We start from the raw sequence: 23,645 nt of genomic DNA, 5'->3' as shown, positions 1-23,645 counted from the left end.
CAAAGGAGCGTGGAAATGGACAGGAACGCATTGATCGGCGCCTCCGTGGCGCGGACAAATCCTGGGTGCTGTTCGCCCAGGGCACTTGCGTGATCCTCACGCAGCCGGAGCCGGACCTCGCGGCCCAGGCGCGGGCATTGCTGGCCGAGTGGGGAGCGGTACAGGTCGGCACGCCGGCGGGCGACTTCGGTGTGATCACCCTGGACAACGGCCGCGGCTGGGTGGTGACCGGGCATCACCCGGACATCCTTACCTTCGTCCCTCGCGAGGAACTGGAGGAGGACGCCGGCGAGCTGCTCGTCGGCATGCACGGCCGCTCCCGGCGGGGCGAGGATGCCGAGGCCTTGGCGGTGATCCATGTCGAGGACCGGCGATAACGCTACCCGGCGCCTCCTCCCTCGGAGGAAATGAAAAAGCCCGGCATTTGCCGGGCTCTTTCGTCTTGCCTTGTCGCCTAGTTGCCGTAGACCGGGAACTTGGCGCAGATCGCCTTGACCTTCTCGCGTACGCCGTCGACCACGGACTCGTCGCCCATGTTCTCGAGGATGTCGCAGATCCAGCCGGCCAGCTCGCGGCACTCGGCTTCCTTGAAGCCGCGGGTGGTCACGGCCGGGGTACCGATGCGCAGGCCGGAGGTGACGAACGGCGAGCGCGGGTCGTTCGGGACCGAGTTCTTGTTCACGGTGATGAACGCGCGGCCGAGGGCGGCGTCGGCGTCTTTGCCGGTGATGTCCTGCTTGATCAGGGAGAGCAGGAACAGGTGGTTCTGGGTGCCGCCGGAAACCACGTCGAAACCGCGGTCCAGGAAGACCTGGGCCATGCTCTGGGCGTTCTTCAGGACCTGCTGCTGGTAGGTCTTGAACTCCGGCTGCAGGGCTTCCTTGAAGCACACCGCCTTGGCCGCGATCACGTGCTCCAGCGGACCGCCCTGGGCGCCGGGGAATACCGCGGAGTTGAGCTTCTTCTCGATCTCCTCGTTGGCGCGCGCCAGGATCAGGCCACCGCGCGGACCGCGCAGGGTCTTGTGGGTGGTGGTGGTGACCACGTCGGCGAACGGCACCGGGTTCGGGTAGACGCCAGCGGCGACCAGGCCGGCGACGTGGGCCATGTCGACGAACAGGTAGGCGCCGACCTTGTCGGCGATGGCGCGGAAGCGGGCGAAATCGAGGACCTGGGAATAGGCGGAGAAGCCGGCGACGATCATCTTCGGCTTGTGCTCCACGGCCAGGCGCTCGACTTCGTCGTAGTCGATCAGGCCATTGGCGTCGATGCCGTACTGCACGGCGTTGTACAGCTTGCCGGAGGAGGAGACGCTGGCGCCGTGGGTCAGGTGGCCGCCATGGGCCAGGCTCATGCCGAGGATGGTGTCGCCGGCCGACAGCAGGGCCAGGTAGACCGCGGCGTTGGCCTGGGAGCCGGCGTGCGGCTGGACGTTGGCGTAATCGGCGCCGAACAGTTGCTTGGCGCGGTCGATGGCCAGTTGCTCGACGATATCGACGTACTCGCAGCCGCCGTAGTAGCGCTTGTGCGGATAACCTTCGGCGTACTTGTTGGTCAGCACCGAACCCTGGGCTTCCATCACCGCCGGGCTGGTGTAGTTCTCGGAGGCGATCAGCTCGATGTGCTCTTCCTGGCGCTGGGCTTCCTGCTCCATCGCGGCAAAGAGTTCGGCATCGTAGCGGGCGAGGGTCAAATCACGGCTGAACATGGCGGTCCTCATAAGGATCGGTGCTGGGAAAAGGCGCGCATTCTAACCCATGCGGCGGGTGCTGGCACATGAAAGGCCATCATGTCGCGGACAAGCGGCGCTCAAGCGCGCCGCACGGCGGCTCAGCCCTCGTTGAACATGAACAGCACGTCGCTGGCGTAGAGCATGCCGAACTGCTCGGCGGGCATCGGCCGGCCGAACAGGTAGCCTTGCACCTCGTCGCAGCCGTGCTCGCGAAGGAAGTCCAGCTGGGCCTGGCTCTCCACGCCCTCGGCGATCACCATCAGGTTCAGGCTGTGGGCCATGGCAATGATCGCCCGGGCGATCTGTGCGTCCTGTTCGCCGTGGGGCAGGCCGTCGACGAAGCTGCGGTCGATCTTCAGCACGTCGATGGGGAACTGCTTGAGGTAGTTCAGCGAGGAGTAGCCGGTGCCGAAGTCGTCCACCGCGATGGCCAGGCCGAGGCGCTTGAGCCCGGAGAGGATCTGCATGGCCTCGGCGACGTCACTCATCAGGATGCTTTCGGTCAGTTCCAGCTCCAGGCATGCCGGCGGGATGCCTGTCTCGTAGAGGATCGCGGCGATCCGCTCGCCCAACTGGCCATCGGCGAACTGCCGTGCCGAGAGGTTCACCGAGACCTTTGGCACCCGCACCTTGGCCTTGTGCCAGCTGCGCAACTGCTTGCAGGCTTCCGCCAGCAGCCAGTCGCCGACCTGGGCCACCAGGCCGATCTCCTCCAGCACCGGAATGAACTCGCTCGGCGGAACCAGTCCGCGGCGCGGATGCTGCCAGCGCAGCAGGGCCTCGGCGCCGGTCAGGCGGCGGCCGTCGCCGGTGAACTGCGGCTGGTAGTGGAGGACGAACTCGCCCAGTTCAAGGGCGCGGCGCAGGTCGCTTTCCAGTTCCAGGCGCTCCAGGGCGCGAGCGTTCATCTCGGCCTGGTAGAACTGGAAGTTGTTCTTGCCCATCTCCTTGGCGTGGTACATCGCCGTGTCGGCGTACTTCATCAGCAGGCTCAGTTCGGCGCCGTCCTGGGGCGACAAGGCCACGCCGATGCTGGCGGTGACGAAGAATTCACGGCCTTCCAGGGTGAACGGCCGGGCCAGACGGCCGAGGATCAGCTCGGCGACCTGGATCGCCCGTTTCAGGGCGATCTCGCGGTCGCCCTGGGAAGGCAGCAGCAGGGTGAATTCGTCGCCGCCCATGCGCGCCACGGTATCGTCCTGGCTGACGCAGGCGCTCAGGCGGGTCGCCACTTCCTGCAGCATGCGGTCGCCGGCGGCGTGGCCGAGGGAGTCGTTGATCGGCTTGAAGCGGTCGAGGTCGAGGAACATCAGCACCACCCACTGGCCGTTGCGCTCGGCCTGCTGCAGGGCGGTATGCAGACGGTCCTGGAACAGCGTGCGGTTGGGCAGGTGGGTGAGGGCGTCGTAGTAGGCCAGGCGGTGGATGCGCCGCTCGCTGGCCTTGCGCTCGCTGATGTCGCTGAAGAAGCAGACGAAGCTGACCAGGTCGCCTTCCTCGTCGCGCACCGCGGTGATGCCGACCCAGGATGGATAGAGCTCGCCGGTCTTGCGCTTCTGCAGGATCTCGCCTTCCCAGCTGCCGCTGTGCTGCAGGCTGGCGAGCACGTGCTTGAGCTGGTTGGCTTCCTGGCGGTCGGCGGTGAGCAGGCGCGGCTGCTGGTCGAGCACGTCGGCCGGGCTGTAGCCGGTCAGGCGCGAGAAGGAATCGTTGACCTGGACGATGTAGCCGGCCGGGTCGGTGACCATGATCGCCGCCGTGGAGTGTTCGAATACCGTCGCCGCCATCCGCAGCTCGCGTTCGGCGCGGCGCTGCTGGCTGATGTCGCGGGCGATGCCGAGCAGGCCTTCGAAGCGGTCGTGCTCGTCCCACATCAGGACGATCCGCAGTTCGATGGGAATCTTGCGTCCGTCGGCGCGCAGGCAGTCGAGGGCGAACAGATGCTGGCCAGGGTTTTCCCGCAGCTCGGCGAGCTTCTGGCGGTCGCCGATGGCGTGCCGCACGCGGCGCAGCAGGCCGTTCAGGCGGCCGAGCTGGCGCGGGTTGGTGGCGGTCTGATGGAGGCCGTTGAGCAGCGCCCATTCCGGGCTGTAGCCGAACACGTGCTGTACCGAGGGGCTGACGTAGCTGGCGTTGAGTTCGGCGTCGGTGGAGAAGATCACGTCGCTGATGTTTTCCGCCAGCATGCGGTAGCGTCGGCCGTTCTCGCGCAGCGCGTTGTTCGCCTCGACGGTGAAGGTGATGTCCTTGGCCACGCCGATCAGGCGCGCCACGCGACCGCTGCGGTCGCGGCTGAAGGCCTGCTCGCGGATGTCGAACCAGTGCCAGCGGCCGTCGCGGTGGCGCCAGCGCAACTGGCTGTCGAGCAGCAGGCCGTCGCCGACCACGTGCTGCAGGTTGCGGATGCGCCAGTAGTATTCCTGGTCGTCGGGGTGCAGCAGGGTTTCCCAGAAGTTCTCGCCCATCCGCGCCAGTTCTTCCTGGTTGTAGCCCAACTGCTGGCCCAGGTGATGGTTGCTGAAGATCACCCGGCGCGCGTGCAGGTCGTGGATGTAGAGGGTATCGGGCACCGCCTGGACCGCGTCCGACCAGAACTTCTCGCGCTCGATCAGCGACAGTTCGACTTCCTTGCGACTGGTGACGTCGGACAGGCTGAGGGTCACCGCATGCCATTCGCCGGGGTTTTCCGGCAGGCGCAGTTGCAACCACAGGTGCCGCGGCGTGCTCTTGCCGCAGCGCAGCGTGGCTTCAAGTTCGAGTACCGGCCGGCGCTCGATGAGCGCCTCGATCACCTGCAGGCGCAGGCTGTCCGGTTGTAGCGGGCCGTGGTCGAGCAAGCGCTGCCAGGCCTGTTCGGTGGAATCGATCTGTAGCAGGCGGCGACTGACATCGTTGATCTCGGTGATGCGGATCCGCTCCAGCAGCGCCTGCTGCCGCCCGGGTTCGCCGGCGAGCCAGGCGCGCAGTGCGGCGCAGCTGTCCAAGCCTTGCTCCACAAGAGCCTGGCGCAGGGCGGAGAGGTCGAGCACGCAGAGGGCCACGCCGACCCCTTCGAAGATGTCCTGGTAGCGCCGCCGGGTTTCCTCCAGGACGCCGAGGGCGTGCTGTTCCTCGGTGACGTCGCGCAACACCCAGACCTGCCCGCCCTGGAGGATCTGCTCGCGGAGGGTCCAGGCCTGGTCGGCGAGCGCCGGATAGCTGGCCAGCGGATGGCGGCTGAGGGTGAACGTCCGCGGCTCGCCGCGTACCCGCAGCGGCAGCAACTCGCTACGGGTCTCGCCGTCGCCACCGGCGTCCGTCAGCCAGCCTGGCTCGAGGTCCGGCAGCAGGCCCAGCAGGTGATGCTGGCGGGCCTGGGCCGAACTGATGCCGAAGAGGCGTTCGGCCTGGGGATTGAGGTAGCTGAGGCGGCCGTCGGCGCGGGTCACCAGCACCCGCTCGTCGATCGCCGCCAGTGCCGTGGCCGCCTGGCGCAGGCTGCGCTGCGAGGCCAGGGTCATGGCGCGCAGGCCCTGTTGCTCGCGGTGCAGGCGCAGCAGCATGTACACGGTGACGCCGACCAGCAGGAGGAAGATCGCCAGCTCGCCGCCGATTCCCGGCAGCAGGCCGAGCCGCACTCGCGTGCTGTCGTAGAGTCCGCGAAGCTGCCAGTCGCTGTTGCGCAGCGGTTCCACGCCGAGGGTCTGCATGTCGTCGAGCAGCGCCGTGCTCCCCGGGGTATGCCAGAGCACCCGCCCGGCGTATTGGTCTTCCAGGCGCCAGAGCAGGTTGCCGGTGGGCAGGTCGGGACTCCACTGGGCGAGGCTGTCGCTGGCCAGGTGCAACAGCCAGAAGCCACTGTCGCGGCGGCTGCCGGGTTCGCGCAGGGTCAGGTAGAGGGATTCGCCGTCGCGCGGGTCGAGGCAATAGTGGTAGAGACCGGAGCCGGCGTGCTGGCGCAACTGCTCGGGCAGCGTCGTTTCCGGCGACGGGCTGTCCGTCTGCGGGGCGCTGTCCACCCATTGCAACTGGCGCACCTGCGGCAGCGCATCGCTGATGCGCGGCAACAGCCTGCCCTGTATCTCGCCACGCTCGCTGGGGGGCACGCCCGGGAGCAGGGCGAGGGCGGTGCGCGCCTTGAGTTCGAGGGTCAGGGACAGGCGGTCGTTGAGACGATCGAGCTGGGCCGCGGCCCGCTCGTGTTCGAAGCGTTCCTGCTGGCGCAGCTCCTGGCTCATCTGCCAGAGCAGCAGGCCGAGCATCAACAGGACCAGCAACAGCAGGCCAGCCTTGGCTGCCGGTCGGTCGGGTACGGTCAGTGGGTCGCCGGCGGGAGGCGGCGACGGGGTTAGCGAGGGGGTCGACACTGACCGGAATTCCTGGGGGAGGTGTGATTCGGTAGACAGTTAGGATGCCCGGAAGCAAGGCCAAGTGCCAGTATCGCCGACGAGCGTCACGGTCCTTTCCGGCTGTCGAGGCACTTTGTCGCAGGGCCGGTGACGACTGATCTTCCCGAGTGTCGAGCAGGCCTCCGGGCGGCCGAAGTCGGCGGCACGCGGATCGGTCCGTGCCATGCGGCGACGAGAGGGGCGCCGCCGCGGGCGCAAGGGTCAGGAGCGCGCCGGATTGGAGGCGCCATGGAGGAACATCTGCTCCAGGGTATGCGCGGAATTGGAGCTGGCCGCCCGTCCGCGACGTTCCGCATCGACCATGCCGTAGACCAGGGTGATGAACAGTTCGGTGAACACGGCCGCCGTGATGTCGATGCGAAACACGCCTTTCTGCTGTCCGCGCAGGAAGAAGGCGTCCAGCGCTTCCAGGTAGGACTGCCAGCGTGCGCCTTCGCCGTGCGGGTCGAGGAAGTCCGGGCGGTACTGGAATACCAGGAATACCAGCAGCTCGCGGTGGGTGAGGTGTTCCTTGATCAGGCGCTGCAACGCCTCCAGAGGCTCGGCATGCTCCAGGTCGCAGGCCTGGATGATCTGGTTCAGTACGGTCTCTCCGTGGTCCTCGAGCATCTGCACCAGGTTGTCCCGCGTGCCGCAGAAGCGGTGCAGGGTGGCCTTGCTTACGCCGGCCGCCTCGGCCAGTTCCTTCAGCGTCGCTCGCGGGCGGTCGACGATAGCGACTGCCAGCGCCTTGATGAGTCGCTCGTCATGGGAAATCAGGGTCATCGATGGGTCCCGGTTGGTTTTTCTGATTGTGCGCATTGTGCAGAAAACTGGCCTCGCGTCCAAAGGAATTAGCTTTCAAAAGATCATTTGAGACAATATTGACTCAATTAGCTCGAAAAAGTACCATTCGATCCGTTTTCAATCAACGGTCGGGTGTGTCATGGCTGATTTGCGTGCAATAGGAAGGATCGGGGCGTTGGCTATGGCCATCGCGTTGGCGGGTTGTGGGCCGGCGGAAGAGCGACAGGAGGCCGCCGAAATGGTGTTGCCGGTGGAGGTCCTGACGGTGCAGGCCGAGCCCCTGGCGCTGAGTTCGGAACTGCCTGGGCGGATCGAACCGGTGCGGGTCGCCGAGGTGCGCGCGCGGGTGGCCGGCATCGTCGTGCGGAAGCGCTTCGAGGAGGGCGCCGACGTCAAGGCTGGCGACCTGCTGTTCCAGATCGATCCGGCACCGCTGAAGGCTGCGGTGTCGCGCGCCGAGGGTGAGCTGGCGCGGAACCGCGCGGTGCTGTTCGAGGCGCAGGCGCGGGTGCGTCGCTACGAGCCGCTGGTGAAGATCCAGGCGGTCAGCCAGCAGGACTTCGATACCGCCACCGCCGACCTGCGCAGCGCCGAGGCGGCGACCCGCTCGGCCCAGGCCGACCTGGAGACCGCGCGCCTGAACCTCGGCTACGCCTCGGTCACTGCGCCGATCTCCGGGCGCATCGGCCGCGCGCTGGTGACCGAGGGCGCGCTGGTCGGGCAGGGCGAGGCGACGCTGATGGCGCGCATCCAGCAGCTCGATCCGATCTATGCGGATTTCACCCAGACCGCGGCCGGGGCCCTGCGCCTGCGCGACGCCCTGAAGAAAGGCACCTTGGCCGCCGGCGACAGCCAGGCGCTGACCCTGCGCGTCGAAGGGACGCCCTACGAGCGCCAGGGCGCGTTGCAGTTCGCCGACGTGGCGGTGGATCGCGGCACCGGCCAGATCGCCCTGCGCGGCAAGTTCGCCAACCCCGACGGGGTCCTGCTGCCGGGCATGTACGTGCGCGTACGTACGCCCCAGGGCATCGACAACCAGGCGATCCTGGTGCCGCAACGGGCCGTGCGCCGCTCCAGCGACGGCAGCGCCCAGGTGATGGTGGTGGGCGCCGACGAGCGCGCCGAGGCGCGCAGCGTCGGTACCGGCGTCATGCAGGGTTCGCGCTGGCAGATCACCAAGGGCCTGGAGCCGGGTGACCGGGTCATAGTCGGCGGCCTGGCTGCGGTGCAGCCGGGGGTGAAGATCGTGCCGAAGCCGGATGGTGCCCAGGCGCAAGCCCAGTCATCTGCGCCGCAACAGTAAGGGCGGGTTCGCCCCGAGGATTTTCCGATGTCCGAATTCTTCATCAAGCGGCCGAACTTCGCCTGGGTGGTGGCCCTGTTCATCTCCCTGGCCGGCCTGCTGGTCATTTCCAAATTGCCGGTAGCGCAGTACCCCAATGTCGCGCCGCCACAGATCACCATCACCGCCACCTATCCCGGCGCCTCGGCGAAGGTGCTGGTGGACTCCGTCACCAGTGTGCTCGAGGAGTCGCTGAACGGCGCCAAGGGCCTGCTCTACTTCGAGTCGACCAACAACTCCAACGGCACCGCCGAGATCGTCGTCACCTTCGAGCCGGGCACCGATCCGGACCTGGCCCAGGTGGACGTGCAGAACCGCCTGAAGAAAGCCGAGGCGCGCATGCCGCAGGCGGTGCTGACCCAGGGCCTGCAGGTCGAGCAGACCAGCGCCGGTTTCCTGCTGATCTATGCGCTCAGCTACAAGGAAGGCGCTCAGCGCAGCGACACCACCGCCCTCGGCGACTACGCCGCGCGCAATATCAACAACGAGCTGCGGCGCCTGCCGGGCGTCGGCAAGCTGCAATTCTTCTCTTCCGAGGCGGCCATGCGGGTCTGGATCGATCCGCAGAAGCTGGTGGGCTTCGGCCTCTCCATCGACGACGTGAGCAATGCCATCCGCGGGCAGAACGTGCAGGTGCCGGCCGGCGCCTTCGGCAGCGCACCGGGCAGTTCCGCGCAGGAGCTGACGGCGACCCTGGCGGTGAAGGGCACCCTGGACGATCCGCAGGAGTTCGGCCAGGTAGTGCTGCGCGCCAACCAGGACGGCTCGCTGGTCCGGCTCGCCGATGTCGCTCGCCTGGAACTCGGCAAGGAGAGCTACAACATTTCCTCGCGACTGAACGGCACGCCTACCGTGGGCGGGGCGATCCAGCTGTCGCCCGGGGCCAACGCGATCCAGACCGCTATCCTGGTGAAACAGCGTCTCGCCGAACTGTCGGCGTTCTTCCCCGAGGACATGCAGTACAGCGTGCCCTACGACACCTCGCGCTTCGTCGACGTGGCCATCGAGAAGGTGATCCACACCCTGATCGAAGCGATGGTCCTGGTGTTCCTGGTGATGTTCCTGTTCCTGCAGAACGTCCGCTACACCCTGATCCCGTCCATCGTGGTGCCGGTGTGCCTGCTGGGTACGCTGATGGTGATGTACCTGCTGGGGTTCTCGGTGAACATGATGACCATGTTCGGCATGGTCCTGGCGATCGGCATCCTGGTGGACGACGCCATCGTGGTGGTGGAGAACGTCGAGCGGATCATGGCGGAGGAGGGGATTTCCCCGGCCGAGGCCACGGTCAAGGCGATGAAGCAGGTATCCGGCGCCATCGTCGGCATCACCCTGGTGCTCTCGGCGGTGTTCCTGCCGCTGGCTTTCATGGCCGGTTCGGTGGGGGTGATCTACCAGCAGTTCTCGGTGTCGCTGGCGGTCTCGATCCTGTTCTCCGGCTTCCTCGCCCTGACCTTCACCCCGGCGCTGTGCGCCACGCTGCTCAAGCCCATTCCCGAAGGGCACCACGAGAAGCGCGGCTTCTTCGGCGCCTTCAACCGTGGCTTCGCCCGCGTCACCGAGCGCTATTCGCTGCTCAACTCGAAGCTGGTGGCGCGCGCCGGACGCTTCATGCTGGTGTACGCCGGCCTGGTGGCCATGCTCGGCTACTTCTACCTGCGCCTGCCGGAAGCCTTCGTGCCGGCGGAAGACCTCGGCTACATGGTGGTCGACGTGCAACTGCCGCCTGGTGCTTCGCGCGTGCGCACCGATGCCACCGGCGAGGAGCTTGAGCGCTTCCTCAAGTCCCGCGAGGCGGTGGCTTCGGTGTTCCTGATCTCGGGCTTCAGCTTCTCCGGCCAGGGCGACAATGCCGCGCTGGCCTTCCCGACCTTCAAGGACTGGTCCGAGCGAGGCGCCGAGCAGTCGGCCGCCGCCGAGATCGCCGCGCTGAACGAGCATTTCGCGCTGCCCGACGATGGCACGGTCATGGCCGTGTCGCCGCCACCGATCAACGGTCTGGGTAACTCCGGCGGCTTCGCATTGCGCCTGATGGACCGTAGCGGGGTCGGCCGCGAAGCGCTGCTGCAGGCTCGCGATACTCTTCTTGGCGAGATCCAGACCAACCCGAAATTCCTTTACGCGATGATGGAAGGACTGGCCGAAGCGCCGCAACTGCGCCTGTTGATCGACCGGGAGAAGGCCCGCGCCCTGGGGGTGAGCTTCGAGACCATCAGCGGCACGCTGTCCGCTGCCTTCGGCTCGGAGGTGATCAACGACTTCACCAATGCGGGGCGCCAACAGCGGGTGGTGATCCAGGCCGAACAGGGCAACCGGATGACCCCGGAAAGCGTGCTCGAGCTATACGTGCCTAACGCTGCTGGCAACCTGGTACCGCTCAGCGCCTTCGTCAGCGTGAAATGGGAAGAGGGACCGGTGCAATTGGTGCGCTATAACGGCTACCCGTCGATCCGCATCGTCGGTGACGCCGCGCCCGGCTTCAGCACCGGCGAAGCCATGGCGGAAATGGAGCGCCTGGCCGCGCAGCTACCGGCCGGCATCGGCTACGAGTGGACCGGCCTGTCCTATCAGGAGAAGGTCTCCGCCGGGCAGGCCACCAGCCTGTTCGCCCTCGCCATCCTGGTGGTGTTCCTGTTGCTGGTGGCGCTCTACGAGAGCTGGTCGATCCCGCTGTCGGTGATGCTGATCGTGCCGATCGGCGCCATCGGCGCGGTGCTCGCGGTGATGGTCAGCGGTATGTCCAACGACGTGTATTTCAAGGTCGGCCTGATCACCATCATCGGTCTTTCGGCGAAGAACGCGATCCTCATCGTCGAGTTCGCCAAGGAACTCTGGGAGCAGGGGCATAGCCTGCGCGACGCCGCCATCGAGGCCGCGCGCCTGCGCTTCCGGCCGATCATCATGACTTCCATGGCGTTCATCCTCGGCGTGATACCCCTGGCCCTGGCCAGCGGTGCCGGCGCGGCGAGCCAGCGTGCCATCGGCACCGGAGTGATCGGCGGGATGCTCAGCGCCACCTTCCTCGGCGTGCTGTTCGTACCTATCTGTTTCGTCTGGCTGCTGTCGCTGCTGCGCAGCAAGCCGGCACCCATCGAACAGGCCGCTTCGGCCGGGGAGTGAACGAGATGCGCAAACCTGCATTCGGCGTATCGGCGCTGCTGATCGCCCTGACCCTCGGCGCCTGCTCCATGGCGCCGACCTACGAACGTCCCGCCGCGCCGGTGGCCGACAGCTGGAGCGGCGCCGCCGCCCAGCGCCAGGGCGCGGCGATCGACACGCTGGATTGGAAGAGTTTCATCGTCGATGCCGAACTACGCCGCCTGGTGGACGTGGCCCTGGATAACAACCGCTCGTTGCGCCAGACCCTCCTGGATATCGAGGCGGCCCGCGCGCAGTATCGAATCCAGCGCGCCGACCGGGTTCCGGGCCTGAACGCCGCTGCCACCGGCAACCGCCAGCGGCAGCCGGCCGACCTGTCCGCCGGCAATCGCTCGGAAGTGGCCAGCAGCTACCAGGTCGGGCTGGCCCTGCCGGAGTACGAACTGGACCTCTTCGGTCGGGTCAAGAGCCTGACCGACGCAGCCCTGCAACAGTACCTGGCCAGCGAGGAGGCTGCGCGCGCGGCACGGATCGCCCTGGTCGCCGAGGTCAGCCAGGCCTACCTGAGCTATGACGGCGCCCTGCGGCGCCTGGCGCTGACCCGTCAGACCCTGGTCAGCCGCGAGTATTCCTTCGCCCTGATCGACCAGCGCCGCGCGGCCGGCGCCGCCACCGCGCTGGACTACCAGGAAGCCCTTGGCCTGGTGGAGCAGGCGCGCGCCGAGCAGGAGCGCAACCTGCGGCAGAAACAGCAGGCATTCAACGCGCTGGTGTTGCTGCTGGGTAGCGACGATGCCGCGCAGGCGATTCCGCGGAGTCCGGGGCAGCGGCCGAAGCTGCTGCAGGACATCGCTCCCGGCACGCCGTCCGAGCTGATCGAGCGACGCCCGGACATCCTTGCCGCCGAACATCGTTTGCGGGCGCGCAACGCGGATATCGGCGCGGCGCGCGCGGCGTTCTTCCCGCGCATCAGCCTGACCGGCAGCTTCGGCACCTCCAGCGCGGAAATGTCCGGCCTGTTCGATGGCGGCTCGCGCTCCTGGAGCTTCCTGCCGACGCTGACGCTGCCGATCTTCGATGGCGGGCGCAACCGTGCCAACCTGAGCCTGGCCGAGGCGCGCAAGGATTCGGCGGTGGCCGCCTACGAGGGGACCATCCAGACCGCTTTCCGCGAGGTCGCCGACGCCCTGGCGGCCAGCGATACCCTGCGTCGCGAAGAGAAGGCCCTGCGCGCCCTGGCGAACAGCAGCAACGAAGCCCTGAAGCTGGCCAAGGCACGCTACGAGAGTGGCGTCGACAACCACCTGCGCTACCTCGATGCGCAGCGCAGCAGCTTCCTCAACGAGATCGCCTTCATCGACGGCAGCACCCAGCGGCAGATCGCCCTGGTCGACCTGTTCCGCGCGCTCGGCGGAGGCTGGGACGAGGGACGGAGCCTGGTGGTACATCGAGGCGGCAGGAGTTGAGCGGGTAAACGTGTGGGAAACGGTGCTAGCGGGTGGCAACTGCCGCCCGCTCAAGGGCTGGCAGGTTGTGCGGGGTTCGACGCGCCACGCAGGAACAGCTCCTCCAGCGTGGCGGACAACCCGGCACTGGCCGCGCGACCGCGGCGCTCGGCATCGACCATGCCGTAGATCAGGACGATGAAGAGTTCGCTGAAGGTCGCCGCGCTGATATCGATACGGAACACACGCTTCTGCTGGCCGCGCAGGAAGAAGGCGTCCAGGGCTTCGACATAGGACTGCCAACTGGCGTCCCCATGCCCGGCCTGGCGTCCCGGGTTCTGCTCGAACATCAGCAGCGCCAGCAGGTCGCGCTGGGCGAGGTGTTCCCGGATCAGCTCGCGTAGCGCTTCCCGCGGCTCCAGCCGCTGCAGGGCGGCGCTGTGGGTGAGGCGTTCGAGGGTACTCCTGGCATGGCTTTCCAGGCGCCGCTTGAGACCTTCGCGGGTACCGCAATGACGGTTCAGGGTTGCCCTGCTCACTCCTGCCAGTTCCGCCAGTTCTCCCATGGTGGCGCGCGGATGATTGACCATCGCGGTGGCCAAGGCCTTGAGCAGGCGCTGGTCCTGAGACGACGGGGTTGGCGCTGGGTCGAGACTGTCCCTGTGCGGGGAGTCGGGTAGCTGGGCGGATCTGGGAGCGAGTGTCATTTTTGAGGTTTTTTTTGTTCTTTTGAGACTGATTTGGATCAATTGTAGCAGGCTGGATCTCCCCACGCCTTGCTTCGCGTCAGGTCTTGAGCGGCAGCACCATGGCCGCGAGCAGTGCCAGGCCCACCCAGACCTCGCACGGGGCGATGGTCGCCGCCTCGCTCAGGCAGAACGCCTTTGACAGGACGAGGGTAGCGGAGACAGTAAGGGCGGCCAGTACGCTGCTCAGCGTCACCGTAGCGGCCTGGAATCGGACGGCGAACATCCGCCGGCAAAGCGCCCCGCCCCACGAAAACCGGGGTGGCTGGCCAGCTTTCTCTCGGTCTGTCATATACTTGGCCGAGTTTTTTTCCTTTTCTTCATGAGGTGCTCGTTTTGGCTCAGTACGTCTACACCATGCATCGGGTCGGCAAGATCGTTCCGCCCAAGCGTGAAATCCTCAAGGACATCTCCCTGTCGTTCTTCCCCGGCGCCAAGATCGGCGTGCTCGGCCTGAACGGCGCGGGCAAGTCCACCCTGCTGCGGATCATGGCCGGCGTCGACACCGAGATCGAAGGCGAGGCCCGGCCGATGCCGGGGATCAACGTCGGCTACCTGCCGCAGGAGCCCAAGCTGGACCCGCAGGCCACCGTGCGCGACATCGTCGAAGAGGCCGTCGGCCAGATCAAGCAGGCCCAGGCGCGGCTGGACGAGGTCTATGCCGCCTATGCCGAGCCGGATGCCGACTTCGACGCCCTGGCCGCCGAGCAGGCCAAGCTGGAGGCGATCCTGCAGGCATCCGACGGACACAACCTGGAACGCCAGCTGGAAGTCGCCGCCGACGCCCTGCGCCTGCCGCCGTGGGATGCCAAGGTCGAGCACCTGTCCGGCGGCGAAAAGCGCCGCGTAGCGCTGTGCCGTCTGCTGCTGTCGGCTCCCGACATGCTGCTGCTGGACGAACCGACCAACCACCTGGACGCCGACTCGGTGGCCTGGCTGGAGCATTTCCTGCACGACTTCCCCGGCACTGTGGTGGCGATCACCCACGACCGCTACTTCCTCGACAACGTCGCCGGCTGGATCCTCGAACTCGACCGTGGCCATGGCATCCCGTTCGAAGGCAACTACTCCGGCTGGCTGGAATCCAAGGCCGCCCGCCTGGCCCAGGAAGCCAAGCAGGAAGCCTCCCACGCCAAGGCCATGAAGGCCGAGCTGGAGTGGGTACGCCAGGGCGCCAAGGGCCGCCAGGCCAAGTCCAAGGCGCGCCTGCAGCGCTTCGAGGAACTGCAGTCGCAGGAATTCCAGAAGCGCAGCGAGACCAACGAGATCTACATCCCGGCCGGTCCGCGCCTGGGCGACAAGGTCATCGAACTGCACAATGTGACCAAGGGCTACGGCGACCGCGTGCTGATCGACAACCTGTCCCTGAGCATTCCCAAGGGTGCCATCGTCGGTGTGATCGGCGGCAACGGCGCGGGCAAGTCGACCCTGTTCCGCATGCTTACCGGCAAGGAGCAGCCGGACTCCGGCACCATCGAGATCGGCGAGACCGTGCAGATCGCCAGCGTCGACCAGAGCCGTGACAGCCTGGAAGGCAACAAGACCGTGTGGGAGCAGGTTTCCGACGGTTTCGAGCAGATCAAGATCGGCAACTACGAAGTCCCGTCGCGCAGCTATGTCGGTCGCTTCAACTTCAAGGGCGCCGACCAGCAGAAGTTCGTCAAGGACCTCTCCGGCGGTGAGCGTGGCCGTCTGCACCTGGCCCTGACCCTGAAGCAGGGCGGCAACGTGCTGCTGCTCGACGAACCGTCCAACGACCTCGACGTGGAAACCCTGCGTGCGCTGGAAGAGGCGCTGCTGGACTTCCCCGGCTCCGCCATCGTGATCTCCCACGACCGCTGGTTCCTCGACCGGATCGCCACCCACATCCTCTCCTACGAGGACGATGGCAAGGTGACCTTCTTCGAAGGCAACTACACCGAGTTCGAGGCGGACCGCAAGAAGCGCCTGGGCGACGCCGCGGCCCAGCCGCACCGCGTGCGCTACAAGAAACTGGCGTAAGCGCACCCTCGAGAAACCGCCCGCCGGCGTTGCCGGCCGGCGGTTTTTTCATGCCTGGAATTCAACGAGCCATGCGCTGGGGAACATGGGAACTGCGCAGGGACACCTCCATCGGCGGTACCCGGGGGAGGCTCCCACGCAGCATGCCTGAGCCTTCACCTAACTAAAGATGGGGGTGCATCGACGGCTGCGATGGTGTCAGCTCTGCTAGTGGTCTGCGCAGCCGATCCGTGCGCTCAATACCGCCTGCCCGGAGAGGCCGCGCCATATGGCGAAGCCCGGCGGAATCGAGTACCGGCATTGGCCGGGCGGACCAGCCGCTACCTTCGCTCGGCGCTGGCGCCTCGGGGTAGCGTTGCCGGTGGTGGCGGCTTGTGCGCTGTCTCCATCATCAGCAGTATGGCCGTTCGGCCTGTATCGCCGGCCTTGCGGCGGTACGACCGGGCGGGCCTTGAAGGGATGCGAGCGGTCGGGTGCGAATGCCAACAACAAACAAGCACGAATCATTGATCTCCCTGCGGGGGATCGGCAAGGGCTACCTCCTGGGGGGGCAGCCGCTGCAGATACTGAAAGACGTCTGCCTGGACATCTTTCCCGGAGAAAGCTGCGCGATCGTCGGCGCGTCGGGCTCGGGCAAGAGCACCCTGCTGAATATCCTAGGCCTGCTCGACCGCCCGGACAGCGGTGCCTACCGCTTCGCCGAGCACGACATCTTCAGCGTCGACGGGGACCGACTGGCGGCGATCCGCAACCGCCTGATCGGCTTCGTCTTCCAGAGCTTCAACCTGTTGCCGCGGCTGAACGCGCTGGACAACGTCGCGCTGCCCCTGAGCTATCGAGGGATGCCGCGCCGCGAGGCACTGGAGCGGGCCGAGGCGATGCTCGCCCGGGTCGGCCTGGCCGAGCGCGCCGGCCATCGTCCGGCGGACCTCTCCGGCGGCCAGCGGCAGCGCGTCGCCATCGCTCGCGCGCTGGTCGGTGAGCCGGCGCTGATCCTCGCCGACGAACCAACCGGCAACCTCGACGCGAGCACCGCGAAAGAAGTGCTGGAGCTGCTCCTCACCCTCAACCGCGAGCGCCAGGTGACCCTGGTGGTGGTCACCCATGATCCCAGCCTGGCCGCCCGTCTCGGGCGCCAACTGACAGTGCGGCATGGCGAGGTGCACGAGGACCTGGCGGAGGCCTGCCGGTGAGCGCCAGCCCGTCGCCCCGGCAATTGCTTCACGAGGCCCTCGCCAGTCTTCGCGGGCTGGGGCGCCGCTCGCTGCTGGCGTTGCTGGGTATCGTCATGGGCTGTTCATCGGTGATTGCGATGCTGAACATCGGCAGCAACGCGACCGACGAAGCGATGAGCATCTTCAAGGACATGGGCACCGACACCCTGGTGGTGCAGTTCCCGTTCGCCCCGCAGGCGCCGATGCCGATGCCGGCGTCGCTCGACACCGAACCGCTGCTCCGCGACGTGGCCGGTCTGGAGCACCTGGCGGCGCTGGGCCTGTACTCGGCGCCGGTGACCTTTCACGGACGCACCAGCAACGCCAGTATCGTCGGCGCCAGCGCCGGGCTCGCGGCTGCCGCCAGGCTGCGGCTGCGCGAAGGACGTTTCCTCTCGCGCTTCGACGATCACGACACCTACGTGGTGGTGGGCGCGACAATCGCCGAGGCCCTGGGGGCGCCCGGCGATCCGCTGCGCCTCGGCGAGCAACTGACGGTCAACGACTATCTGTTCCGCGTGATCGGCATTCTCCAGCCGCAGGCCAGCGCCGCCCTCTTGCCGTTCGCCGCCAACGACTCGCTGTTCGTGCCGGCGCCGGGCATGCCGCGCCTGCAGCCGGCCGCCGAGGTCAGCCATGTGGTGGCGCGGGTCTCGCCGGGAGCGGACGTCTATAGCGTCGGCGCGGCCCTGGGCGCGGCCCTGACGGCGCGGTTGCCCGGTCACGAGGCGCAGGTCCAGGTCTCGCAGCAGGTGCTCGATGGACTCAAGCGGCAGACCCGGACCTTCACCTACCTGCTGGCCGGACTGGGGATCATCTCCCTGCTCGGCGGCGGCGTCGGGGTTATGAACGTGATGCTGATGAGTGTCGCCGAACGCCGCCGGGAAATCGGCGTGCGCATGGCGCTGGGCGCGCGCCAGCGGGACATCCGCAACCTGTTCCTGATCGAGGCGGTGACCCTGACCGCCGCGGGCGCGCTGTCGGGCGCGGTGCTCGGCGTGGCGGCTGCGTATCTCTACGCCAGGTTCTCCGGCTGGACCTTCTCCCTGGCCTACGCGGCCCTGCCGCTGGGGATGGGCAGTACCCTGCTGGTGGGGCTGTTCTTCGGGCTCTATCCGGCGGTCTCGGCGGCTCGCCTGCAACCGGTCGAGGCGCTGCGCGATGAATAGGTGGGGCCTGGGCGTGCTGTGGCTGGTCGCCGCTCTTCCGGTGGCGGCCAGCGTCAACCCGGCGCTGAGTCCGGACGTACCGAGCATGGCCCGCGAGCAGGGCAGGTCGGTACTGCTCAGCGAGCAGGTGATCGACCTCAGCCTGAGCGACGCGGTCTATCTTGGCCTGCGCAACAACCGTGGAATCCGTAGCGCCTACCTGCAACGGATCGCGCAGAAGTTCGACCTGCGGGTCGCCGCCGACGCCTTCAACCCGAAGCTGGTGGTGCGCGGCGACTATCGCGCCAACCGCGCCACCGAAGACCGCACGAGGACCAGCAATGTCTCGCCCACCGCGACCCTGCTTGGCGAATATGGCACTCGCTTCAGCCTGGCCTGGGTGAAGCAGTTCCGCACCGCCGACGAGGCCGGGCGCTACCGCAGCGATGGCCTCGACCTGACCGTCGTCCAGCCGTTGCTGCGCGATGCGGGCTGGGACGTCACCACCGCGCCGCTGCGCCTGGCACGTCTCTCCGAAGACGCCAATCGCCTGCAACTCAAGGCCAGCGTGTCGCAGACCATCAGCCAGGTCATCGGTGCCTACCGGGAGCTGCTGCGCGCCCAGGAGCAGGCGCGCATCTCTCGCGAAGCCCTGGCGCGGACCCAGGAGCTGCTCGAGGTCAACCGGGCGATGATCCGCGCCGGGCGAATGGCCGAATTCGAGATCGTGCAGACCGAGGCCGACGTCGCCAGCCAGGAGCTCAACGTCGAGGAGTCCGCCAACCAGGTCGACAGCGCACGCCTGGCCCTGCTGCAACTGCTGGCGCTGGACCTGTCGACGCAGATCCGCGCCAGCGATGCGCTGGCCGCCACGCCGATCGAGGTCGACCGCCAGCAGGCGATCAGGACCGCCCTGCAGCAGCAACCGGAATACCTGCAACGCCTGATCGGCAGTCGCCAGGCCGACCTCAACCTGGTGCTGGCGAAGAACCAGCGCCTGTGGGATGTCTCGCTGGTGGGCGGCGCCAGCCAGATCCGCGACCGCTACAGCGAGGGCGGTGGCGATAATTCACGCAGCTGGGACAGCTACGCCGGGGTACAGGTGGAAATTCCCATCGGCGACCTCAGCCGCCGGCAGGCCGAGGTGCGCGCCCAGGTCGACGTGGAGAACCAGAAGATCCTGATCGAGGATGCCCGGCAGACCCTGGAGCAGAACGTCATCGATGCGGTGCGCGACCTCGGCACGCGCTGGCGCCAGTACCAGATCGCCCAGCGCGCCACCGCCTTGTCGCGGCGCAAGCTGGAGATCGAGCGGGAAAAGCTGCGCGTCGGGCGTTCGAGCAACTTCCAGGTGCTGAGCTTCGAGACCGACCTGCGCAACGTCGAGAACACCCAATTGAATGCCCTGATCTCGTTTCTCAATGCGCAGACGCAGCTCGACCTGATCGTCGGCATGACCCTGGATAGCTGGGAGATTTCGCTCAATGACCACTGACCGGTTTTCCTTCCTGCGCCGGCCCGCATTGCCGCTCGCCGCCGGCCTGGCGGTTGTCGCGGCGCTGGCCTGGCTGGTCCTCGCCGGCGGCACCGCGAAACGCACGGAAGGGGAGCGCTGGGTCGCCGTACGGGCGGCCCCGCTGGTGCATCAGATCGGCCTGGTCGGACGCCTGGAACCGGGGCGCGTGGTGACTCTGGCGGCGCCCTTCGCCGGCAATGTCGAGGCGCTGCTGGTGGAGCCGGGACAGCGGGTCGCGGAAGGACAGGAGCTGCTGCGCATGGACACCCGCGAGATCGCCGTGCAGGTGCGCGAGGCACAGTCGGCGTTGCTCAAGGCCCGTCGCACCCTGCAGGACCTGCGCGACTGGGAGCGTGGCGAGGACATGGCGCGGGTCCGTCGTGCCCTGCGCAGCGCGCAGCTGGCGCAGAGCAGCACCGAGCGCAAGTTGCGCGAGACCCGCGAGCTGTTCCAGCGCGGGATCGTCCCGCGCAACGAACTCGACGATCTCGAACAACAGGCCAGCCAGCAGCGCATGGACCTGGAGGCGGCCCGGCGGGAAGTGGAGTCGACCCGCGCCAAGGGGCAGGGCGAGAATCGCCAGATCGCCGAAATGGACCTGGCCAACGCCAGCGTGAAATACGAGACGCTGCAGGCCCAGTTGGATGGCCGTACGGTGCGCGCGCCCTTTGCCGGTATCGTCGTCGCGGCGCCCGGCCTGGCTGGCGAGCAGGGCAGCCGCGAACCGGTGCAGGCCGGTAGCAAGCTGGGACAGGGCCAGGCGTTGTTCGGCCTGGCCAGCGTCGAGCGGCTGAAGGTATCTGCGAAGGTTTCCGAACTGGATATCAACCAGTTGCGCGAAGGGCAGGCGGTGGAAATCAGTGGCGACGGCTTCGAGGGCACCACGCTGGCGGGCGTCATCGCCGCCCTCGGTGGTCAGGCTCTGCCCGGCATGGCCCAGGGAGGCAGCCCGCAGTTCGAGGTGACGGTATCGGTAGCGCCGCTCGATCCCCGCCAGTTGCAGAAGATTCGTCTGGGAATGAGCGCCAAGCTGACGGTCACCACCTATCGCAACGAACAGGCCATCGTCGTGCCGCCGGAGGCGATACGCCACGAGGGTGACCGGCTGTTCGTGGACGTTCGCCAGGCTCCCGGCGCCAGCGTGATGGCGCAACAGGTCAAGATCGGACGCTCCACGCCGGAGGGCGTGGAGGTGTTCGAGTTGCAGCCGGGTCTCGTTCGCGTGCCGTCCTCGTCCGACTGATAGTTGGCAACCTAACTTTGGGTTGGCTGGGTCGCTTCGCGAGCTGCAAATTCTGGTAGGTATGCCCCGTCATGGTGCGTTTCTTCCCGACGCGGATGTTGACAGAGGTATCAGGATTCCTTCGCGACGACGCTTCGTTCGCCCTCCACGGTGTTCACCGATCTTTCTTCGGAGGGGCAACCCCCTTCTTTCGCTAGGCTTTTCCAGAGCCGCGCTGACCGTACTCTGGCCCCCGTCGTTGACTGGTCCACTGCCCCCTCGCGGTGTTTGCCAGCCCTGTCAGGCCTGCGTTCGCGGAGGTCGGCCAGGCGGGCATTCCGAGGTGCGGCGGGTTGGCAAACCTATCGGATCTTTCCGATATCCGGTCTGTCCCGGCTCGTCGTGGGGACCGTCAGCGTCGGCACCGGATAGGACTCATGAGGTAAAGCTTCTCCCGAATCCCGGTACGCACGGTCAAGGCGGGTGGTGTGGTTCGCCTGGCAGGTGGAACGGACGGGAAGGCACAAGGTGGTCGTGGGGGCGGGTCGGCGACGATCCTGCCGCATGATCAAGGCTCGGCAACCGCGAGCGTTGCCAACTCACTGGAAGGATACAAAACAATGAAATCCATCAAGTCCCTGCCGTCCTTTGCTGCTCTTGCTCTCTGCCTGAGCGTTTCGTCCATGGCCAGCGCGGCCACCATCACCCCGGTCAACTCGGCCTTCACCGCACCTGGCACCATCAGCGTGAGCTCGCCGGCGTCGCTCAATCTGCCAGTGACCTGCAACATCACCTTCAAGGGCACGACAGCCGCCGATGGTTCCTATGCCTCGATCGACAGCGTCACCGTCAGCGGCAGCAACACCCTGTGCAGCGTGCCGCAGATGACCGGCCTGCCGTGGAAGCTGACCGTCTCCAGCACCACCGCCGGCAAGGTCGATGGCGTCGGCTTCAAGATTCTCTCCTCTACCTGTGGCCCGAGCACCGTCAACGGTTCCTGGAGCAACGCCACCAATACCCTCAGCGCCAGCAATCAGTCGCTGGCTGGGAACTGCAAGATCAACAGCCTGAGTGTGCAGCCGACCCCGGCCTTCGTAGTCAACCCGTAATCCGGGCTGCCGCTGGCGCCTTCGGCGCCAGCGGTTTCGCGCTCCCGCTGCCAGGCGTCCTTCGCGGGCCGGCAGGTCCGAGGGAGTTTCCGCCGGAAGCGGCGCAGAACCTCGTTCGCACATGGAAAACGGCCTGGGGGAGGGTGTCCGCCAGGACGCTCAAGCAGGCCGACCATCGTGCCCCGTGCACTAGCAGCCACCAGGGGTGAAACCTTGAACAACAAAAACGATATTTCCTGCCTGTTTGCCAGAAAACCATTGCCATTGCTCTGCGCCCTGATCGTCGGCGGATTGTTCGGCACGTCCCAGGCGCAAGCCGGCGGCTTCATGGTGCCGACCACCAACACGGCGGGCTGGGGCCGTGCGATGGCAGGCGGCTCGCTGTTTCCCAACGATCCGAGCGCCGCGTTCAACAACCCGGCGGCCATGGCTTTCATCGACAAGCGGATCGCCCAGTTGACGATCAACTACGCCGATATCGACATCAAGTACAACGGCAATGCCTACGACTACCAGGGTAATCCCATGACCGGCGGCTACCAGGACGGGCCGGGCACCCCCGAGCTGGGTACCAACGATGGCGGCCAGGCCGGATTCGGCGCGTGGCTGCCGACCGGCTTCCTGGTGGTACCGATCAACGACCGCTTCGCCTTCGGTCTGAGCCAGGTCGTTCCGATGGGAATGCGCAGCACCTGGGACCCGAACTGGAAAGGCCGCGATTTCGCGGTGGACACCAAGATCGAGACGATCGGCCTGACCGGCTCCCTGTCGTTCAAGGTCAACGACAACTTCTCCCTGGGCGCCGGGGTGATCATCCAGCGCACCTCCGGCTTCGTCAGCCAGAACCTCGATCTCTATGCCTCGGCCGCCAACTCCCCGGGCATGGGCGGGATTCCGTTCCCGGCCTCGAACTCGTCCGCGCTGATGCGGGTCAAGGTGGACAACACCTCGCCCGGCTTCTTCGCCGGCGCGGTGTGGAAGCCGACCGACCGCGACACCCTGGGCTTCGCCTACCACGCGAAGATCCGCAACAAGCTGAAGGGTCACTACAACCTCTACGACCACGACGGTGGGCTGACCGAGGGCGCCATCGAGGGCGGCACCCCGGGCCTGGCCTATCCGGGCCTGGACCTGCGCATGGGCGCTTCCGCCTCGGCGCGCCTGGATATCCCCGCCTACGCCTCGCTGGATTGGGTACACCAGTTCAACGACCGTCTGAGCCTGGGCGCCAGCGCCACCTGGACCGAGTGGTCGTCGTTCCAGGACCTGACCCTCAAGTCCCACGGCAACACGATCGTCTCCATCCCCTACACCTACCGGAACACCTGGACCCTGGCGGTGGGCGGCGACTACAAGGTGACCGACCAGTGGACCATGCGCGCCGGGGTCGCCTACGACCAGACGCCGACCCACAATGCCACCCGCGATCCGCGGATTCCCGACGGCGATCGCTACTTCGCCTCCCTGGGCGCCGGCTATCGCTTCCAGTCGATGCCGGAGTTGTCGATCGACGCGGCCTACTCGCGGCAATTCGTCAAGGAGGTGCCGTTGAAGACGGTCAACCAGGATCGCCTGGGCGGCGGGCGGCTGGATGGCAGGGCAACCAGCAAGGGACAGGTGTTCAGCCTGTCCGCGACCTACGACTTCTAGACCCGGCCGTAGGTAGAGGAAGGGCCTCCCCCTGGCGGCGGAGGCCCTTTCGCATCTGGCGCCGGGATGCACGCGAACGGTGCTTTCTTCGCCCTTCAACAGTGCGTGGCCAGCCCGGGAGGCAGCCTGGTTCCGGGCGCGTGCTCTGGCCCGAGCCGTTCTGGCGGACCCGGAAAGTTTCAGTTTTGCACCATAAAGATTCATCAATGCGTCATTTCGCACTTTCTAGGTGCCGCCTGGCTTGTTA

15 protein-coding genes and 1 pseudogene are annotated in these 23,645 nt (G+C 66.9%); 11 read left to right on the top strand and 5 right to left on the bottom strand.

Going from position 1 to position 23,645, the window contains the following annotated elements:
• The first annotated feature begins 9 nt into the window (after positions 1 to 9).
• Positions 10 to 377, top strand: a pseudogene (locus ACM0M4_RS25915) (hypothetical protein).
• Positions 378 to 454: 77 nt separating this feature from the next.
• Here the strand turns inward: ACM0M4_RS25915 and glyA are convergent.
• The 3 genes from glyA to nfxB all read right to left on the bottom strand — a co-directional run bounded on the left by glyA (position 455) and on the right by nfxB (position 6,885).
• Positions 455 to 1,708 carry a serine hydroxymethyltransferase gene (gene glyA / locus ACM0M4_RS25910; protein ID WP_003094846.1) on the bottom strand — a complete coding sequence of 418 codons (1,254 nt, stop codon included), beginning with the start codon at positions 1,706 to 1,708 and terminating at the stop codon, positions 455 to 457.
• Positions 1,709 to 1,830: 122 nt separating this feature from the next.
• Complete coding sequence (morA, locus tag ACM0M4_RS25905) at positions 1,831 to 6,078, bottom strand: cyclic di-GMP receptor MorA (RefSeq protein WP_221345448.1); 4,248 nt, start codon at positions 6,076 to 6,078, stop codon at positions 1,831 to 1,833.
• Positions 6,079 to 6,321: 243 nt separating this feature from the next.
• Entirely contained in the window at positions 6,322 to 6,885 is a 564-nt protein-coding gene (nfxB, locus tag ACM0M4_RS25900) for an efflux pump transcriptional repressor NfxB (RefSeq protein WP_003094842.1), read from the bottom strand.
• Between the two features lie 160 nt (positions 6,886 to 7,045).
• Here nfxB and mexC point away from each other — a divergent pair, with 160 nt between their 5' ends.
• From mexC to oprJ, 3 genes are read left to right on the top strand one after another with little or no spacing between them, the layout of a single operon-like run.
• Positions 7,046 to 8,209 carry a multidrug efflux RND transporter periplasmic adaptor subunit MexC gene (gene mexC / locus ACM0M4_RS25895; RefSeq protein ID WP_054376002.1) on the top strand — a complete coding sequence of 388 codons (1,164 nt, stop codon included), beginning with the start codon at positions 7,046 to 7,048 and terminating at the stop codon, positions 8,207 to 8,209.
• Between the two features lie 27 nt (positions 8,210 to 8,236).
• Positions 8,237 to 11,368, top strand: coding sequence for a multidrug efflux RND transporter permease subunit MexD (gene mexD, locus ACM0M4_RS25890; RefSeq protein ID WP_054376001.1), 3,132 nt, complete (start codon positions 8,237 to 8,239; stop codon positions 11,366 to 11,368).
• Positions 11,369 to 11,373: 5 nt separating this feature from the next.
• A complete protein-coding gene (oprJ, locus tag ACM0M4_RS25885; RefSeq protein ID WP_003103148.1) occupies positions 11,374 to 12,813 on the top strand; it encodes a multidrug efflux transporter outer membrane subunit OprJ in 1,440 nt (479 codons plus the stop codon).
• A 50-nt stretch (positions 12,814 to 12,863) separates the two neighbouring features.
• Here the strand turns inward: oprJ and escR are convergent, their stop codons facing one another.
• The gene (escR, locus tag ACM0M4_RS25880; RefSeq protein ID WP_003094834.1) at positions 12,864 to 13,382 is read right to left on the bottom strand and encodes a TetR/AcrR family transcriptional regulator EscR; all 519 of its coding nucleotides are present in this window, start codon (positions 13,380 to 13,382) and stop codon (positions 12,864 to 12,866) included.
• Between the two features lie 196 nt (positions 13,383 to 13,578).
• A complete protein-coding gene (locus tag ACM0M4_RS25875) occupies positions 13,579 to 13,764 on the bottom strand; it encodes a hypothetical protein (RefSeq protein WP_003161789.1) in 186 nt (61 codons plus the stop codon).
• Positions 13,765 to 13,874: 110 nt separating this feature from the next.
• On the opposite strand from ACM0M4_RS25875, the gene ettA reads away from it, so the two are divergent.
• The 7 genes from ettA (at position 13,875) to ACM0M4_RS25840 (ending at position 23,398) form a co-directional block, all read left to right on the top strand.
• Positions 13,875 to 15,539 carry an energy-dependent translational throttle protein EttA gene (ettA, locus tag ACM0M4_RS25870; protein WP_003094829.1) on the top strand — a complete coding sequence of 555 codons (1,665 nt, stop codon included), beginning with the start codon at positions 13,875 to 13,877 and terminating at the stop codon, positions 15,537 to 15,539.
• A 506-nt stretch (positions 15,540 to 16,045) separates the two neighbouring features.
• Positions 16,046 to 16,732: an ABC transporter ATP-binding protein gene (locus tag ACM0M4_RS25865; protein ID WP_003103142.1), complete on the top strand. Its 687-nt coding sequence runs from the start codon at positions 16,046 to 16,048 to the stop codon at positions 16,730 to 16,732.
• Positions 16,729 to 17,922 (top strand): ABC transporter permease, encoded by a 1,194-nt coding sequence (locus ACM0M4_RS25860; RefSeq protein WP_003103140.1) that lies wholly within the window; start codon positions 16,729 to 16,731, stop codon positions 17,920 to 17,922. The genes ACM0M4_RS25865 and ACM0M4_RS25860 overlap by 4 nt, the downstream gene beginning before the upstream one ends.
• A complete protein-coding gene (locus tag ACM0M4_RS25855) occupies positions 17,915 to 19,396 on the top strand; it encodes a TolC family protein (RefSeq protein WP_016562356.1) in 1,482 nt (493 codons plus the stop codon). Before ACM0M4_RS25860 ends, ACM0M4_RS25855 begins: the two co-directional genes overlap by 8 nt.
• Positions 19,386 to 20,660 (top strand): efflux RND transporter periplasmic adaptor subunit, encoded by a 1,275-nt coding sequence (locus ACM0M4_RS25850; protein WP_054376000.1) that lies wholly within the window; start codon positions 19,386 to 19,388, stop codon positions 20,658 to 20,660. The genes ACM0M4_RS25855 and ACM0M4_RS25850 overlap by 11 nt, the downstream gene beginning before the upstream one ends.
• A gap of 599 nt (positions 20,661 to 21,259) precedes the next feature.
• The gene (gene praA, locus ACM0M4_RS25845; protein ID WP_003094820.1) at positions 21,260 to 21,748 is read left to right on the top strand and encodes an alkane oxidation protein activator PraA; all 489 of its coding nucleotides are present in this window, start codon (positions 21,260 to 21,262) and stop codon (positions 21,746 to 21,748) included.
• 258 nt (positions 21,749 to 22,006) lie between these two features.
• Positions 22,007 to 23,398, top strand: coding sequence for an outer membrane protein transport protein (locus ACM0M4_RS25840; protein ID WP_028681213.1), 1,392 nt, complete (start codon positions 22,007 to 22,009; stop codon positions 23,396 to 23,398).
• The last annotated feature ends 247 nt before the right edge of the window (positions 23,399 to 23,645 follow it).

It is taken from the genome of Pseudomonas sp. 18-147 (assembly GCF_051048045.1).
Lineage (GTDB): Bacteria > Pseudomonadota > Gammaproteobacteria > Pseudomonadales > Pseudomonadaceae > Pseudomonas > Pseudomonas aeruginosa.
Note: the sequence above shows the minus strand (reverse complement) of the source record. Positions and strands in the feature narration are given on the sequence as shown.

Coding starts and splice junctions, on each gene's coding strand:
- ACM0M4_RS25850 (WP_054376000.1), top strand. CDS start 19,386: ATGACCACTGACCGGTTTTCCTTCCTGCGCCGGCCCGCATTGCCGCTC.
- mexC (WP_054376002.1), top strand. CDS start 7,046: ATGGCTGATTTGCGTGCAATAGGAAGGATCGGGGCGTTGGCTATGGCC.
- mexD (WP_054376001.1), top strand. CDS start 8,237: ATGTCCGAATTCTTCATCAAGCGGCCGAACTTCGCCTGGGTGGTGGCC.
- ACM0M4_RS25855 (WP_016562356.1), top strand. CDS start 17,915: ATGAATAGGTGGGGCCTGGGCGTGCTGTGGCTGGTCGCCGCTCTTCCG.
- glyA (WP_003094846.1), bottom strand. CDS start 1,708: ATGTTCAGCCGTGATTTGACCCTCGCCCGCTACGATGCCGAACTCTTT.
- ACM0M4_RS25875 (WP_003161789.1), bottom strand. CDS start 13,764: ATGTTCGCCGTCCGATTCCAGGCCGCTACGGTGACGCTGAGCAGCGTA.
- nfxB (WP_003094842.1), bottom strand. CDS start 6,885: ATGACCCTGATTTCCCATGACGAGCGACTCATCAAGGCGCTGGCAGTC.
- oprJ (WP_003103148.1), top strand. CDS start 11,374: ATGCGCAAACCTGCATTCGGCGTATCGGCGCTGCTGATCGCCCTGACC.
- praA (WP_003094820.1), top strand. CDS start 21,260: ATGAAATCCATCAAGTCCCTGCCGTCCTTTGCTGCTCTTGCTCTCTGC.
- escR (WP_003094834.1), bottom strand. CDS start 13,382: ATGGTCAATCATCCGCGCGCCACCATGGGAGAACTGGCGGAACTGGCA.